This is a genomic window from Pseudomonas sp. LBUM1651 (genome assembly GCF_059716135.1).
Window position 1 is genome coordinate 4,819,842 of record NZ_CP166805.1, and the last position, 14,975, is coordinate 4,834,816.

Annotated in this window: 17 protein-coding genes and 1 tRNA gene; 4 read left to right on the plus strand and 14 right to left on the minus strand. The window is 58.0% G+C overall.

Features of this window, described 5'->3' with window-relative positions; translation table 11 throughout:
* The first annotated feature begins 145 nt into the window (after positions 1-145).
* The 4 genes from ACA066_RS22595 (at position 146) to ACA066_RS22610 (ending at position 3,891) form a co-directional block, all read left to right on the plus strand.
* Positions 146-1,522: an L-serine ammonia-lyase gene (locus ACA066_RS22595; protein ID WP_084318985.1), complete on the plus strand. Its 1,377-nt coding sequence runs from the start codon at positions 146-148 to the stop codon at positions 1,520-1,522.
* A 41-nt stretch (positions 1,523-1,563) separates the two neighbouring features.
* Entirely contained in the window at positions 1,564-2,688 is a 1,125-nt protein-coding gene (gene gcvT, locus ACA066_RS22600) for a glycine cleavage system aminomethyltransferase GcvT (RefSeq protein ID WP_497696709.1), read from the plus strand.
* A 404-nt stretch (positions 2,689-3,092) separates the two neighbouring features.
* Entirely contained in the window at positions 3,093-3,305 is a 213-nt protein-coding gene (locus tag ACA066_RS22605) for a cold-shock protein (protein WP_007977299.1), read from the plus strand.
* Between the two features lie 97 nt (positions 3,306-3,402).
* On the plus strand, positions 3,403-3,891 hold the full coding sequence (locus ACA066_RS22610) for an RDD family protein (protein ID WP_084318981.1): 489 nt from the start codon (positions 3,403-3,405) through the stop codon (positions 3,889-3,891).
* A 134-nt stretch (positions 3,892-4,025) separates the two neighbouring features.
* Here the strand turns inward: ACA066_RS22610 and nadA are convergent, their stop codons facing one another.
* From nadA to ruvC, 14 genes are all read right to left on the minus strand, one after another.
* The gene (gene nadA, locus ACA066_RS22615) at positions 4,026-5,084 is read right to left on the minus strand and encodes a quinolinate synthase NadA (protein WP_497696710.1); all 1,059 of its coding nucleotides are present in this window, start codon (positions 5,082-5,084) and stop codon (positions 4,026-4,028) included.
* Positions 5,085-5,357: 273 nt separating this feature from the next.
* A tRNA-Lys gene (locus tag ACA066_RS22620) sits at positions 5,358-5,433 on the minus strand.
* Positions 5,434-5,496: 63 nt separating this feature from the next.
* Positions 5,497-6,189 (minus strand): 7-cyano-7-deazaguanine synthase QueC, encoded by a 693-nt coding sequence (gene queC, locus ACA066_RS22625; RefSeq protein WP_497696711.1) that lies wholly within the window; start codon positions 6,187-6,189, stop codon positions 5,497-5,499.
* A gap of 1 nt (position 6,190) precedes the next feature.
* Positions 6,191-6,838, minus strand: coding sequence for a 7-carboxy-7-deazaguanine synthase QueE (queE, locus tag ACA066_RS22630; protein ID WP_084318975.1), 648 nt, complete (start codon positions 6,836-6,838; stop codon positions 6,191-6,193).
* A gap of 166 nt (positions 6,839-7,004) precedes the next feature.
* Entirely contained in the window at positions 7,005-7,856 is an 852-nt protein-coding gene (gene ybgF, locus ACA066_RS22635; protein ID WP_497696712.1) for a tol-pal system protein YbgF, read from the minus strand.
* A gap of 6 nt (positions 7,857-7,862) precedes the next feature.
* Positions 7,863-8,360 carry a peptidoglycan-associated lipoprotein Pal gene (gene pal / locus ACA066_RS22640; RefSeq protein ID WP_003178634.1) on the minus strand — a complete coding sequence of 166 codons (498 nt, stop codon included), beginning with the start codon at positions 8,358-8,360 and terminating at the stop codon, positions 7,863-7,865.
* 52 nt (positions 8,361-8,412) lie between these two features.
* Positions 8,413-9,714: a Tol-Pal system beta propeller repeat protein TolB gene (gene tolB / locus ACA066_RS22645; RefSeq protein WP_497696713.1), complete on the minus strand. Its 1,302-nt coding sequence runs from the start codon at positions 9,712-9,714 to the stop codon at positions 8,413-8,415.
* Complete coding sequence (gene tolA, locus ACA066_RS22650) at positions 9,711-10,790, minus strand: cell envelope integrity protein TolA (protein WP_497696714.1); 1,080 nt, start codon at positions 10,788-10,790, stop codon at positions 9,711-9,713. The genes tolB and tolA overlap by 4 nt, the downstream gene beginning before the upstream one ends.
* Positions 10,790-11,242 carry a protein TolR gene (gene tolR, locus ACA066_RS22655; protein WP_161807482.1) on the minus strand — a complete coding sequence of 151 codons (453 nt, stop codon included), beginning with the start codon at positions 11,240-11,242 and terminating at the stop codon, positions 10,790-10,792. Before tolR ends, tolA begins: the two co-directional genes overlap by 1 nt.
* Before the next feature lie 23 nt (positions 11,243-11,265).
* A complete protein-coding gene (gene tolQ, locus ACA066_RS22660; protein ID WP_017340467.1) occupies positions 11,266-11,961 on the minus strand; it encodes a protein TolQ in 696 nt (231 codons plus the stop codon).
* Positions 11,951-12,418 carry a tol-pal system-associated acyl-CoA thioesterase gene (gene ybgC / locus ACA066_RS22665; protein WP_008027788.1) on the minus strand — a complete coding sequence of 156 codons (468 nt, stop codon included), beginning with the start codon at positions 12,416-12,418 and terminating at the stop codon, positions 11,951-11,953. The genes tolQ and ybgC overlap by 11 nt, the downstream gene beginning before the upstream one ends.
* A gap of 127 nt (positions 12,419-12,545) precedes the next feature.
* Positions 12,546-13,607 carry a Holliday junction branch migration DNA helicase RuvB gene (gene ruvB / locus ACA066_RS22670; protein WP_008027785.1) on the minus strand — a complete coding sequence of 354 codons (1,062 nt, stop codon included), beginning with the start codon at positions 13,605-13,607 and terminating at the stop codon, positions 12,546-12,548.
* Positions 13,608-14,225 carry a Holliday junction branch migration protein RuvA gene (ruvA, locus tag ACA066_RS22675; protein ID WP_017340470.1) on the minus strand — a complete coding sequence of 206 codons (618 nt, stop codon included), beginning with the start codon at positions 14,223-14,225 and terminating at the stop codon, positions 13,608-13,610.
* Positions 14,226-14,340: 115 nt separating this feature from the next.
* Positions 14,341-14,865: a crossover junction endodeoxyribonuclease RuvC gene (ruvC, locus tag ACA066_RS22680; RefSeq protein ID WP_497696715.1), complete on the minus strand. Its 525-nt coding sequence runs from the start codon at positions 14,863-14,865 to the stop codon at positions 14,341-14,343.
* Positions 14,866-14,975: the final 110 nt, after the last annotated feature.

Here is a 14,975-nt window from a genome sequence, read left to right on the forward strand (position 1 = left end):
AACACCGTAAATCCCTGTAGGAGCAAAGCTTGCTCGCGATAGCCGTTACACGGTGTATCTGATGAACCGTGTCATCGTTCATCGCGAGCAAGCTTTGCTCCTACAGGTTCGCGCTTCACCTATAACAAGAAACCGGAGAACAACCATGTCGTTAAGCGTGTTCGACCTGTTCAAGATTGGCATCGGCCCCTCCAGCTCCCACACCGTTGGCCCGATGCGCGCCGCTGCGCGCTTCGCCGAAGGCCTGCGCCGTGAAGGGCTGCTGGCCGCCACCACCTGCGTCAAAGTCGAGCTCTACGGCTCACTCGGCGCCACCGGCAAAGGACACGGCAGCGACAAGGCTGTGTTGCTCGGCCTGGAAGGCGAACACCCGGACACCGTGAACACCGAAACCGTCGCCGCCCGTCTGCAAGACATACGCGGCAACGGTCGCTTGAACCTGCTCGGCGAACACAGCATTGCGTTCAACGAGAAAGAACACCTGGCGATGATCCGCAAACCGTTGGCCTATCACCCCAACGGCATGATCTTTCGCGCGTTCGACGCAGCGGGTCTGCAGATCCGCAGCCGCGAGTACTACTCGGTCGGCGGCGGTTTCGTCGTCGATGAAGACGCCGCCGGCGCCGACCGCATCGTCGAAGACGCCACGCCGCTGACCTTCCCATTCAAAAGCGCCAAGGACCTGCTCGGGCATTGCACCACCTATGGTTTGTCGATCAGCCAGGTGATGCTGACCAACGAAAGTGCCTGGCGCCCGGAAGCGGAAACCCGCGCCGGACTGCTGAAAATCTGGCAAGTGATGCAGGATTGCGTCGACGCCGGTTGCAGGAACGAAGGCATCCTGCCGGGCGGCTTGAAGGTCAAACGGCGGGCGGCAGCGCTGCATCGGCAACTGTGCAAGAACCCTGAATCGTCGCTGCGCGATCCGCTGTCGGTGCTGGACTGGGTCAACCTGTACGCCCTGGCGGTCAACGAGGAAAACGCCAACGGCGGACGCGTGGTTACCGCGCCCACCAACGGTGCAGCGGGCATCGTCCCGGCGGTTTTGCATTACTACATGCGCTTCATCCCCGGCGCCAACGAAGACGGTGTCGTACGTTTTCTGCTGACGGCCGCCGCCATCGGCATTCTCTACAAAGAAAACGCCTCGATCTCCGGTGCCGAAGTCGGCTGCCAGGGTGAGGTCGGCGTGGCCTGCTCGATGGCGGCAGGTGCCCTGTGCGAAGTACTGGGCGGCACCGTACAGCAAGTGGAAAACGCCGCCGAAATCGGCATGGAACACAACCTCGGCCTGACCTGCGACCCGATTGGCGGGCTGGTGCAGGTGCCATGCATCGAACGCAACGCCATGGGTTCGGTGAAAGCCATCAATGCGGTGCGCATGGCCCTGCGCGGCGACGGTCAACATTTCGTCTCCCTCGACAAAGTCATCCGCACCATGCGCCAGACCGGCGCCGACATGAAAAGCAAATACAAGGAAACCGCCCGAGGCGGTTTGGCGGTCAACATTATCGAGTGCTGATGCGCGCTCACTGCATCTGCACACTTTTTCAGGAGCTGGATATGTCCACCGAACAACTGTTGAAAACCCCGTTGCACGCACTGCACATCGAACTCGGCGCCCGCATGGTGCCGTTTGCCGGCTACGACATGCCGGTGCAATACCCGCTGGGCGTGATGAAAGAGCACCAGCACACCCGTGATCAGGCCGGGCTGTTCGACGTTTCGCACATGGGCCAGATCCGCCTGACCGGCGCCAATGCCGCCAAGGCTCTGGAAACCCTCGTCCCGGTGGATATCGTCGACCTGCCGGTGGGCATGCAGCGCTACGCCATGTTCACCAACGAGACTGGCGGTATCCTCGACGACCTTATGGTCGCCAACCTCGGCAACGACGAACTGTTCCTGGTGGTCAACGCCGCCTGCAAGGATCAGGACCTGGCGCATCTGCGTCAGCACATCGGTGATCAGTGCACCATCGAGCCGCTGTTTGAAGAGCGCGCGTTGCTGGCGTTGCAAGGCCCAGCTGCAGTCACCGTGCTCGCGCGCCTGGCGCCTGAAGTGGCGAAGATGACCTTCATGCAGTTCGCCCGTGTGAAACTGCTGGGTGTGGACTGCTTTGTCAGCCGTTCGGGCTACACCGGTGAAGACGGTTTCGAAATCTCCGTGCCGGCCGCCAACGCTGAAGCCCTGGCTCGCGCGCTGCTGGCTGAGCCTGAAGTCGCGGCCATTGGCCTTGGCGCTCGCGACTCGCTGCGCCTGGAAGCCGGCCTGTGCCTCTACGGCCACGACATGAACACCGAGACCACCCCGATCGAAGCCAGCCTGTTGTGGGCCATCTCCAAGCCTCGTCGTGCCGATGGCGCACGGGCTGGCGGCTTCCCTGGCGCTGAAACCGTGTTCACCCAGCAACAAGCCGGTGTCAGCCGCAAGCGCGTAGGCCTGTTGCCGCAGGAACGCACTCCGGTGCGCGAGGGTGCAGAAATCGTCAATGAAGCGGGCGACATCATCGGCACCGTTTGCAGCGGCGGGTTTGGCCCGACCCTGGGCGGTCCCTTGGCCATGGGTTACCTCGACAGCGCCTACATCGCCATCGATACACCGGTGTTCGCGATCGTTCGTGGGAAAAAGGTGCCTCTGCTTGTAAGCAAAATGCCATTTGTTCCACAACGCTACTATCGTGGCTGACTGACTGTTTCTATAAGTAACGCGGTTGCGTTAACAGTGCACTAATGTGTAACGCAACCGCCATAAAACAGTGCATGACTTTGACTGTAAGCTTCGTTTATGAACTTTGCTTATAACGATCGAAAACAATTGAACACCTCTATCGCATAAGCCAGCACTAGTTGGCGCGCGAATGCCACCAACGCGAGCAAAACCGGGCCTCTCACAGGGCTTGTTTTTTCTCCCGTAGTTGGCGTAGAGTTTGTTCACTGTGTTTGCATGGGTCGCTTGGAATCGTGACCTGGGCAGTAGCCTACAAGTTAGCTACATCCCGTTCGACGTCTTCTTACTCTCCTGCAACCAGCCCCAGTACTCTTTCATGAGAAGGAGACTGTCATTAATTTTTGCGTCAAAGGAAATAAGAAATGTCCCAACGTCAGAGCGGTACCGTCAAGTGGTTTAACGACGAGAAAGGTTTTGGTTTTATCACTCCAGAAAGCGGTCCGGATCTGTTCGTGCATTTCCGCGCTATTCAGGGCAACGGCTTCAAGAGCCTGAAAGAAGGCCAGAAAGTGACCTTCATCGCCGTGCAAGGCCAGAAAGGCATGCAGGCTGACGAAGTACAAGCAGAAGCCTAACCTTCTGTTACGAAAAAGCCCCTGATGCTGACATCAGGGGCTTTTTTGTGCGCGTAAATCCGTAAAATGGCTTCTTTTTTCTGCCGGGAACCCAGCCATGTCGAAACACCTGCTCAAACCACAGGGCGACTTTCCCGCCGCGACCCTCGGTCGTCGCCTGGCAGCGATGTTCTATGACTTCCTGTTATGCACTGCCCTGCTGATCGTCACCAGCGGCGTTTACAAGATGATCCAGATGGCGATCATCGGCGAAGACAAAATGCGTACCCTGACCGAAGCCGGCGCGCTGGACGGTGATCCGTTGCTGTCGACGGTGTTGTTGTTCGTGCTGTTCGGCTTCTTCGCCAAGTTCTGGACCTGGTCCGGCCAGACCCTGGGCATGCAGGTATGGTGCATCCGCGTGCAGAACGCCGACGGCTCGTCCATCAGCCTGTGGCAGGCGTTGCTGCGCTTTGTGGTGTCGATCGCGTCCTTGCTGTGCGTCGGCCTTGGATTCATCTGGTCGCTGTTTGATAAACAGAAACGCAGCTGGCATGACATGTATTCCAACACCCAGCTTGTGCGGATTCCGAAGAAGACCAAGTAGTTCAGCCATACAAAAACCACTGTGGGAGCGAGCCTGCTCGCGATGGCGGTGTACCCGTCAACATTAATATGACTGACAGATCGCTATCGCGAGCAGGCTCGCTCCCACAGGTTTTGTGACTTGCTTGAAAGATCTCAGGCGTTACCGGCCAGCTTCATCCGCGCAGCCTGAGTGAAGTCGAGCATGCGCTTCAGCGGGCGAATCGCCTGAGGAATCAACGCCGGATCAACAAAGATCTCGTTCGTCCCCTCCTTCAAGGCCTTCAGCGTACGCTCAAGCGTATTCATCGCCATCCACGGGCAGTGTGCGCAACTACGGCACGCCGCGCCGTTACCCGCCGTTGGCGCCTCGATGAAGACCTTGTCCGGGCACAACTGCTGCATCTTGTAGAAGATGCCGCGGTCGGTGGCGACGATCAGCGTCTTGTTCGGCAGGCTTTGTGCCGCCGCAATCAGCTGACTGGTGGAACCGACGGCGTCCGCCAGCTCGATCACCGAGGTCGGCGATTCCGGATGCACCAGAATCGCCGCATCCGGATACAGCGCCTTCATGTCTTCAAGCTGCTTGGACTTGAACTCTTCGTGAACGATGCAGGCACCGTCCCATAGCAGCATGTCCGCGCCAGTCTTGCGCTGGATGTAGGTGCCGAGGTGTTTGTCCGGCCCCCAGATAATCGTTTCGCCGTTATCCATCAGGCTTTCGACGATTTCCAGCGCACAGCTCGAAGTCACGACCCAGTCAGCCCGGGCTTTGACTGCTGCCGAGGTATTGGCATACACCACGACGGTACGTTCCGGGTGCTGATCGCAGAACGCCGAAAACTCGTCTACCGGGCAACCCAGATCCAGCGAACAGGTCGCTTCCAGCGTCGGCATCAGCACGCGTTTTTCAGGATTGAGGATTTTGGCGGTTTCGCCCATGAACTTCACGCCAGCGACCACCACGGTCTTGGCCGGGTGAGCATTGCCGAAGCGGGCCATCTCCAGCGAGTCGGAGACACAGCCACCGGTTTCTTCAGCCAGGGCTTGAATGACCGGATCACAATAAAAGTGGGCAACCAGCACCGCGTCCTGAGCCTTGAGCTCGGCGGCGATGGCAGCACGGTAATAGGCCTCCTCCTCGACCGTCAGCGGTTTAGGCTGCTTGGCGTCGAGGTGGGCTTGAACCAGAAGGCGTTCGGAAATCTGCGTCATGTTCGCAAGACCTGCAGGCGCATTCGCGCGAAAGTCGAGTATACACCCGGCTCCGGACCCTTCAGGGTACCGCCGGGAAAGTGGGTATTCATCAGGCATGGATAGCGTTGAAGCTGCGCAAGGCTACAGAATATCCCTTGGATGCAAAAGATGATTCTGACCTGTGTCGCGCAGTGCGACCCCGAACGGGGTCGACCTTAAATCGCGGGCAAAAAAAAATCCGGAAATCCTCACTTGCGTGGGCCTTCCAGACTTTTAAAACTGCTACAAAAATGGTGGGTCGTGTGGGATTCGAACCTACGACCAATTGGTTAAAAGCCAACTGCTCTACCAACTGAGCTAACGACCCGCTATGTGGTGGCGCGTATAATACTGATTTTTAAAGGTTATTCAACACCTTATTTGAAATAAATCAGAAATAAGGTGTTGGATCGCTGATTCCGGCCGCTGTGAAGCCTTCCGCACGCAGTCTGCAGCTGTCGCATTTGCCGCATGCACGGCCATTATCGTCGGCTTGATAGCAGGAAACGGTCAGCCCGTAATTGACGCCCAGCTTCACGCCCGCCTGGACGATCTGCGCCTTGCTCAGGTTTTGCAGTGGCGCCTGGATACGGAAGCCATTGCCTTCTACGCCAGCCTTGGTCGCCAGATTGGCCATACGCTCGAAGGACTCGATGAACTCCGGACGGCAGTCCGGGTAGCCGGAGTAATCCACTGCGTTGACACCGATAAAGATGTCACGCGCGCCGAGCACTTCAGCCCAACCCAACGCCAGCGACAGGAACACCGTGTTGCGCGCCGGCACGTAAGTGACTGGAATACCCTCCCCCAGCTCCTCCGGGATGTCGATGCTACTGTCGGTGAGTGCCGAGCCACCGATGCCGTTCAGGTTCAGACCGATCACCTTGTGTTCAACTACACCCAGATCCCGGGCAACACGCTCAGCGGCATGCAATTCGGCATGTGACCGCTGACCGTAGTCGAAACTCATGGTGTAGCAGCTGTAGCCTTCAGCACGGGCCATGGCCACGACGGTCGCCGAGTCGAGACCACCGGACAGCAAAATGACCGCACGTTTTTCAGCAGTGTTCAGTTGTTCCGTCATATCAGCGCCCCGGCTCGTCATTCCAAAGATATTTATGCAGCTGCAATTGCAGACGCACTGGCAGGTTATCCGCCACCACCCAATCCGCCAGGTCCCGTGCATTCAGGTCATGGTGGCTTGGCGAGAACAGCACTTCGCCGGCACGCTGGTCCAGACCGTACTGAATCAATTTCGATACGGCCCAGTCATAGTCTTCCCGCGAACAGATGACAAATTTCACCTGATCGTTGGGCGTGAGCAGCTCGATGTTCTCGTAGCGGTTGCGATGCGCTTCCTTCGAACCCGGGGTTTTCAGGTCGACAACGCGACTGACCCGTGAATCTACCGCCGAGATATCAAGTGCACCACTGGTTTCCAGTGACACCTCGTAACCGGCGTCGCACAACTGCTTGAGCAATGGGATCGCATTAGGTTGCGCCAGGGGCTCGCCGCCGGTGACACACACATAACGCGGGCGGAAACCGGCCACTTGCTCGAGGATATCGTCGAGCGTGCGGACAGTGCCGCCAGAGAACGCATAGGCGCTGTCGCAGTATTGGCAACGCAATGGGCAACCGGTCAGGCGCACAAAAACAGTGGGCAGCCCGGCAGTCCGCGTTTCACCCTGCAACGAGTAGAAAACTTCGGTGATTCTCAATGTGTCTTGCATAGTCGCCACGGGCGTAACAGCTAAACAGGCTGTCCGCCTCCGTCAGGCACTTCAAGGAACCCCGCCAATGCGCAGATCCCAAAAAGCGTGTTTCATAAAAAGGGCGTGAATTCTAACGAAAAAACCCGCGACAAGCGCGGGTTTCTTCGAAACGGGTCTGGCAGGCCTACATGCGCTGCAGATCGCGCTGGGCCAGCTGAGCGGCGGAAGTGCCCGGATATTGGGACACGACCTGCTGCAGAATGCCTTTGACCTTGTCGGGATGACCGAGGCGGCGCTCTACATCAGCCAGCTTATACAGCGAGTCAGGCACTTTGTTGTGCTTCGGGTACAGCTGCGACACCTTGGCAAATGCCTGACCTGCACCTTGCAGATCGCCTTTGGCCAGGTTCACTTCGCCCAACCAGTACTGGGCGTTGCCCGCGTACTGGCTGTTCGGGTATTTGCGCAGGAAAGCGGCAAAAGCCTGGCTGGCCTTGTCGAAATCCTTGGCCTTGATCAAGTCGAAGGCTGCATCGTAATACAGTTTTTCCTTCGCCGGATCCGCCGGTTCGCTACCCGCGGCAGGCGCTTGATTGGAAGTGGCAGCGGCAGCCGCCCCCGCACCTGCGCCAGCTGCTGCACCGGGGGCGTTCAAATCGCCACCGGAGGAAGAATTCTCAGGAGTCGCGGCTGGTGCAACGCCGGTTCCTATGCGCCGATCAAGATCCTGATATCGCTCCAGGTTCTCCTGCTTCATGCGCGCTACATCATTTTGCAGAACTTCGATGATGCCTTGTTGGCGCGAGATCTGCTCCTGCATCGATTGCAGTTGGTTGAACAGCTCGCCCTGTGCCGAGACAGGGGCCGAAACCCCTCCCCCGGCATAGGCGCCGTTCGTACCGTAACCCGCAGGCGGATAACTACTCCCGCTATTGTTATAGCCGGAGTTGTCCTCGACCACAGGAACCGCAGCCCACACCGCAAGCGGTGCGAGGCTGAGAGCCAAAACAGTTACAGCACGACGGCACGTTCGCATGACGAATTACTTACGCAGTTCTACGCGACGGTTTTGAGCCCAGGACTGCTCGTCGTTGCCGGTAGCAACTGGACGCTCTTCGCCGTAGGAAACCAGTTCCAGCTGAGCTGGGGAAACACCTTGCAGTACCAGGTAGCGTTGAACGGCTTTCGCACGACGCTCGCCCAGTGCCATGTTGTACTCACGAGTACCACGTTCGTCGGTGTTGCCTTCCAGAACAACGCGAGCGCCGTTTGCTTTCAGGTCTTTGGCGTGAACGTCCAGAGCGCGCATGGCTTCTGGCTTCAGGTCCGAGCTGTCGTATTCGAAGTAGAAGGTGGTGATTGCGCGCAGAGCAGCTTCTTCGCTCAGGGAGCCATCAACAGCACCAGTGTTAGCGCCGTAACCAGCGTTTGGATCAACAGCGCCTTCACCGGCATTGTCGCCGCCTTTGGACGAGCAACCTACAGCTACAGCCATGGCCAGAGCCAGCGCAGCAAATTTACCAAACTTCAGCATTTCCATCGTGAAACTCCTAATGAACCCCAGTGTGTTAAGTAAAACGTGTAGCGCCGCGTCAGTTCAGGTAAGGGGACCAGGAAGGTTCTCTGACTTCGCCTTGTGCGGTAGGAAGCGGGAGCCTTACGCGTCCATTAATGGACACGAGCATCAAGACTCCCCGGCCCTGCTGGCGGGTGGCGTAGATTACCATGGTGCCGTTGGGCGCAACAGTAGGCGACTCGTCCAGAGTGCTATCAGTGAGGATTTTTACGCTTCCGCGCTGCAAATCCTGGGCCGCCACCTTGAAATTAGTGAAACCATCCTGGCGATGGATCATCACCAGGGTCTTTTCATCAGCCGAAAGCTTCGGGTTGGCGTTGTAGTTACCGATAAAGGTCACACGCTCCGCACCGCCGCCGCTGACGCTGGATTTGTAGATCTGTGGCTTGCCGCCACGGTCCGAGGTGAAGTAGAGGGTCGAACCATCCTTACCCCAGAACGGTTCGGTGTTGATGCCGGGACCGTTGGTGACGCGCGTGATCTGACGCGAACCCAGGTTCATCACATAGATGTCCGGGTTACCGTCTTTCGACAGCACGAACGCCAGGCGATTGCCATCCGGCGACCAGGCTGGTGCGCCATTCAGGCCTTCGAAGTTGGTGATCTGCTCACGGCGACCGGTGTCGATGTTCTGCATGAAAATACGCGGACGCTTCTGCTCGAACGACACATAAGCGATGCGCTTGCCATCCGGTGCGAAACGCGGCGACAGGATCGGCTCGCGCGATTGCAGCAGGGTTACAGCGCGGGCACCGTCATAATCCGAACGTTGCAGCGTGTAGCGCGTGTTCTTCTCGGAGAAACGCTCTGCAGTCACGTACAGCAGACGAGTCGAGAACGCACCTTTGATACCGGTGAGTTTTTCGAACGACTGGTCCGCAATGTAGTGCGACATGTCGCGCAGTTGATCAACGCTGCCCGACACGCTGCCGGTCAGCACTTGCTGTTCGGTGGCGACGTTGAACAAAGCGTATTGAACCTGCAGGCGGCCGCCCGCCGGAGCAATACTGCCGACCATGACGTACTGGGCGCCCAGCGCCTTGAAGTCACGGTAGATGATTTCGCTGGCCTGACTCGGCTGGCTGATCATGTTCTGCTTTGGAATCGGCGAGTAGTAACCCGAGTTGCGCAGGTCGTTGCCGATGATTTCGGCCATGTCGTCCGGCAACACGCTGCCGCCCTGGTTGCCGAACGGAACGACCGCAATCGGGGTGGCCCGATCACTGCCGCTGGTGACCAGAATGTTTTTTTCATCGGCTGCCGCTATCCCTGCCAGGCAGCAGATAACGACAAGCATTCCTCGAAGAAGGTTTCTCACAAGGCTAGATCCTCAGGTGTGAATGTCACTTTGAATGACCGATAGGGCGCAAATTCAGCCGGTTTCATTTTCTGTACTTCAATCAATCGTCCAATGTTCTTGACCGCCGCGACCGCCGAAGCATCGAACGGACCGTCACCGCTGGACTTAAGCACGCTGGCCGACGTGATTGTACCGTCAGGCAACATGCCGATTTGCACCACGACCGACATGCCTTTGCGTGCCGATGGAGGACGAGCCCAGCCTTCTGAAGCGCGGATGCGAATCAAGTCATCGATACTACCGGCGACGCTATCGCCCTGCTCGTCGGCTACGGTTGCCTCACGTTCCGTCGTGTCGGAAAGCAAATCTGCCAAGGCCTGAGCCTTTTTATCTTCGACGGATTTACGTGCCGCTTCCTGCGATTTTTTCTTCGCAGCATCGGCAGCAGCTTTCTTCTTCGCGTCTTCGGCGACTTTCTTCTTCGCCTCTTCAGCTTCAGATTTCTTCTTGGCGTCTTCCGCGGCTTTCTTCTTCGCGTCTTCGACGATCTTTTTCTTCGCTTCTTCAGCGGCCGCTTTCTTGGCCTCTTCTTCAGCCGCTTTCTTGGCTTCTTCTTCAGACTTCTTCTTGGCTATATCAGCCAATTGTTTCTCTTCGGCCTTTTTGGCTTCGGCGGTCTTCTTCGCTTCATCGGCTTTCTTGGCTTCATCAGCCTTTTTTGCCTCTTCCGCTTTCTTCGTCTCATCGGCCTTCTTGGATTCTTCGGCTTTTTGAGCCGCATCTTCCTTCTTTTGTTCCGCGGCCTTGATCGCTTCCTGTTCGATCTTTTTCTGTTCCAACTGCTCGGCTTCGGTCTGGCGCGCAGCGTTTTTCTTCGCTTCACCCGCAATCTTCTGATTGGTCTGGGTAGTCGCCGGGCTTCTGGACTTGAGCTGATACAGGGTCGCCTGGACAATCGGCTTGGCCGGCGGCAGCTCCGGTGTGAAGGCAAAACTGACGAACAGCATGCCGAACACCAGCACGTGCAAGACAATCGCCAGGACACTAGGCCAGAAGTAGCTTTCCGAGGCGGACGGCTCTCGCATTTGCTGCATCAGGGTGCCTCGGTAATCAAGCCAACATTACCGACCCCGGCTTTCTGCAACCCGCCCATGGCACCCATCACGGAACCGTAATCGACGGTCTTGTCGCCGCGAATGAACACCTGGGTACGCTTGCCGCCTTCAGTACCGGCGCGAATGATCTTGGTCACGGCGTCAGTCATCTGCGGCAAGGTCATGGCCTTGTCCTGCTGCTTTTCGGTGTCGACTTCGCTGCCAAGGTTCCAGTAGTAGGTCTTGTCAGCCTTGATCGAAATGGTCAGGACCTGAGTGTTGTTGTCCTGCGGCAAGGCTTCGCTGGAAACCTTGGGCAGATCAACTTTCACGCCCTGATTGAGCATCGGCGCGGTCACCATGAAGATGACCAGCAGTACCAGCATCACGTCGATGTAAGGCACCACGTTCATCTCGGCGACCGGCTTGCGCTTTTTGCGAGCTCGAGCGATTAAAGCCATTGGAAATTACCTGCTTATTCTTCGCTGGTGTGCACTTTGCGGTGCAGGATCGCCTGGAATTCATCGGCGAAGGTGTAGTAACGGCTGATCAGCGTTTCGCTGCGAGCGGCAAAACGGTTGTAAGCGATAACGGCCGGGATGGCTGCGAACAGACCGATCGCGGTGGCAATCAGTGCCTCGGCAATACCTGGAGCCACGGTGGCCAGGGTCGCTTGCTGGGCAGTCGCCAGACCACGGAAGGAGTTCATGATGCCCCAGACCGTACCGAACAGACCGATGTACGGGCTGACGGAACCGACGGTGGCGAGGAACGGCAGGCTCTGCTCGAGCTTTTCTTCTTCGCGGGAAATGGCTACGCGCATGGCACGGGCAACGCCTTCCATGACCGCTTCCGGGTCAACGCCTGGCTGCTGGCGCAGACGGGAGAATTCCTTGAAACCGGCACGGAAGATCTGCTCTACGCCCGAATCCGGATCAGGATTGCTGCCGGCCTGACGGTAGAGTTTGGATAGGTCGATGCCCGACCAGAAGCGCTCTTCAAAGCTCTCCAGGGCACGTCGACCCGCGCGCAGCAAGTTGCTGCGCTGAAAGATCATGATCCATGAGGTCACCGATGCGGCTACCAGGATCAGCATTACCAGTTGCACCACGATACTGGCATTGCTGACCAGGCTCCACATGGAGGAATGGTCGACGACGTTAGCTTCCACGCTTTATCTCCTGCTTTGAGTGTGTACCCGCGCCGCTCACGTCGGCAAAGGCCGCACGTAGAGCTTCGGGAATGGCCCGGGGTTTTAAACTTTCAGTGCGCACACAGGCCACCAAAAACTGCCCTTCGCAGAGCAGCGCATTATCCGTGGCTCGCCTGACCTGCTGCTTGAAGCGCAGGCTGACACGGTTCAATTCGATTACTTCAGCGCTTACCAGCAGTTCGTCGTCCAGTCGCGCCGGCGCGTGATAACGCGCTTCGCTGGAATGCACGACAAACAACAGGTCCTCTCCTGCCAGCTGGGATTGGGCAAAGCCCAGCTCCCGGAGCCGCTCGGTTCGAGCCCGTTCCATAAACTTGAGGTAATTAACGTAATACACGATGCCGCCCGCATCGGTGTCCTCGTAATAAACGCGACAACGATGTGCGAAAGGCTCAAGCCCGTTTTGCGCGCGCATACTCTAGTGCTTACTCCTCAGGTTGCCAATCCGGCGAGGCAACTGTTTTTCATTGATTCACGGCTTTCTGGCAAAACCACGGTCCTAGGACAGCACAATGCCCGAAAATTCTGCCCGCAAATGTTAATTAATCGTCCACGGCATCGAGGAACTCGTCTACCACGGGCATCTCACCCAATCGTGACGGGATATTTAAACCAAAATGCAGATAGGCATGCCGAGTGACCACCCGCCCCCGCGGTGTGCGCATGATGTAGCCCTGCTGGATCAGGTACGGCTCCAGCACGTCTTCGATGGTGTGGCGCTCTTCGCTGATCGCGGCGGCCAGGCTGTCGACGCCGACCGGCCCACCGTCGAACTTCTCGATCATGGTCAACAGCAGACGTCGATCCTGGTGGTCGAAGCCACGCTCATCGACATCCAGCAGATTCAAGGCAAGATCGGCAATCGGTTTGGTGATGTGGCCCTTGGCGCGAACTTCAGCGAAATCGCGCACGCGACGCAACAAACGGTTGGCAATCCGCGGCGTACCACGGGCACGGCGAGCGATTTCAAAGGCGCCTTCCGGGTCCAGCGGCAAGCCAAGGATGTTCGCCGAACGGCTGACAATCGTTGCCAGGTCGGCCGTGCTATAGAACTCAAGACGCTGAACGATGCCGAAGCGGTCGCGTAACGGATTGGTCAGCATGCCGGCGCGAGTCGTCGCCCCCACCAGCGTGAACGGCGGCAAATCCAGTTTGATCGAACGCGCAGCCGGCCCTTCACCAATCATGATGTCGAGCTGGAAATCTTCCATGGCCGGGTACAGCACTTCTTCGACAATCGGCGACAGCCGGTGGATTTCGTCGATGAACAGCACGTCGTGAGGCTCAAGGTTGGTCAGCAGCGCGGCCAGGTCACCGGGACGCTCAAGGACCGGGCCCGAGGTGCTTTTAATCGACACGCCCATTTCCTGGGCGATGATGTTGGCCAGGGTGGTTTTACCCAGGCCAGGCGGGCCGAAGATCAGCGTGTGGTCCAGGGATTCGTTACGTCCACGGGCAGCCTGGATGAACAACTCCATTTGCTCGCGAACGGTCGGCTGGCCAATGTATTCGGCCAGACTGACAGGACGAATCGCCCGATCCTGGACTTCCTCGCGGTCGCGCGGGCCCGGCGTGGCGGCTATCAGACGATCAGCTTCAATCACTTAGATCATTCCCTTCAGGGCACGACGAATCATGTCTTCACTGCTCAAACCTTTCTCCTTGATCGCGGAAATCGCCTTGCTGGCTTCCTGCGGCTTGTAGCCCAGGGAGATCAACGCGCTGACCGCGTCATTTTCGGCAGTCGCGACCGGATGCGGCGCATCTGGCCCACCCGGCTGGTTTGGCACCAGGGCAAACATCGCCGGCACGGTTTCCCAGGCCTTGAAGCGATCCTTGAGTTCAACCAGCAAACGCTCGGCCGTCTTCTTGCCCACGCCCGGCACCTTGGTCAGCGCCGAGGTGTCCTGGGATTGCACGCAACGTACCAGTTCATCGACTTCCAGGCTCGACATCAAGGCCAGCGCCAGTTTCGGCCCCACACCATTGAGACGGATCAACTCACGAAAAAAGTCTCGCTCACGCTTGCTGGCAAAGCCATAGAGTAACTGCGCGTCTTCGCGTACGACCAAATGGGTGTGCAGCGTCAGCGGTTCACCGACCGACGGCAAGCGATACAGCGTGGTCATGGGCACTTCAAGCTCATACCCCAGACCGTTTACATCCAGAATCAGGTGCGGCGGCTGCTTCTCAGCCAGTGTGCCGCGCAAGCGTCCAATCACGTTTCAGATCCTTGAGCGTTGGCCAGACCGGTGCTGGCGACTGACAGAACAAGGGTTTTGCGCCGACAACACAGGCGCAAAACCCTCATTCCGTAAAAAATGACTGCTGATGCTATCAGAGACGCAGGCGCCCGCCACGACTGCGTGCCGTGCCCAAGCCATGAGGCAACAGGCTGGAACGGGTGTGAGCATGGCATATGGCAATCGCCAGGGCGTCCGAGGCATCGATTTGCGGCTTGCTGGTCAGTTTCAGCATGTGCATGACCATCATCTGCACCTGCTGTTTATTGGCCGCGCCGGTCCCGGTCACGGCCTGCTTGACCTGGGTCGCGGTGTATTCGGCGATTTCGAGGTTTTCTTCGGCGCCGGCAACGATTGCCGCACCGCGCGCCTGGCCGAGTTTCAACGCAGAGTCGGCATTACGCGCCATGAAGACCTTTTCGATGCCCATGGTCACCGGGCCGTAGGTCTGGATGACTTCTCGCACGCCGCGATAGACGATTTGCAAACGCTCATGCAGTTCGCCTGAACCGGTGCGAATGCAACCCGACGCCACGTACACGCAGCCTCGCCCGGTATCGCGTACCACGCCGTAACCGGTGATGCGCGAACCGGGGTCGATACCAAGAATTAAAGTCATAACGCCTGCGGGCTATATAGGTAGGAGCGAGCTTGCTCGCGATGAACGTTAACGATAACGCGGGCAACCAGAATTATCGCGCCGCTCTCGGGTTCATCGCGAGCAAGCTC

Bases quoted from the DNA above. Each gene is read 5' to 3' on its own strand.
- queE (WP_084318975.1), bottom strand. From the start codon at position 6,838: ATGCAAGACACATTGAGAATCACCGAAGTTTTCTACTCGTTGCAGGGT.
- pal (WP_003178634.1), bottom strand. From the start codon at position 8,360: ATGGAAATGCTGAAGTTTGGTAAATTTGCTGCGCTGGCTCTGGCCATG.
- nadA (WP_497696710.1), bottom strand. From the start codon at position 5,084: ATGACGCAGATTTCCGAACGCCTTCTGGTTCAAGCCCACCTCGACGCC.
- queC (WP_497696711.1), bottom strand. From the start codon at position 6,189: ATGACGGAACAACTGAACACTGCTGAAAAACGTGCGGTCATTTTGCTG.
- ybgF (WP_497696712.1), bottom strand. From the start codon at position 7,856: ATGCGAACGTGCCGTCGTGCTGTAACTGTTTTGGCTCTCAGCCTCGCA.
- ACA066_RS22610 (WP_084318981.1), top strand. From the start codon at position 3,403: ATGTCGAAACACCTGCTCAAACCACAGGGCGACTTTCCCGCCGCGACC.
- ybgC (WP_008027788.1), bottom strand. From the start codon at position 12,418: ATGCGCGCGCAAAACGGGCTTGAGCCTTTCGCACATCGTTGTCGCGTT.
- ACA066_RS22595 (WP_084318985.1), top strand. From the start codon at position 146: ATGTCGTTAAGCGTGTTCGACCTGTTCAAGATTGGCATCGGCCCCTCC.
- ACA066_RS22605 (WP_007977299.1), top strand. From the start codon at position 3,093: ATGTCCCAACGTCAGAGCGGTACCGTCAAGTGGTTTAACGACGAGAAA.
- ruvC (WP_497696715.1), bottom strand. From the start codon at position 14,865: ATGACTTTAATTCTTGGTATCGACCCCGGTTCGCGCATCACCGGTTAC.
- gcvT (WP_497696709.1), top strand. From the start codon at position 1,564: ATGTCCACCGAACAACTGTTGAAAACCCCGTTGCACGCACTGCACATC.
- tolA (WP_497696714.1), bottom strand. From the start codon at position 10,790: ATGCAGCAAATGCGAGAGCCGTCCGCCTCGGAAAGCTACTTCTGGCCT.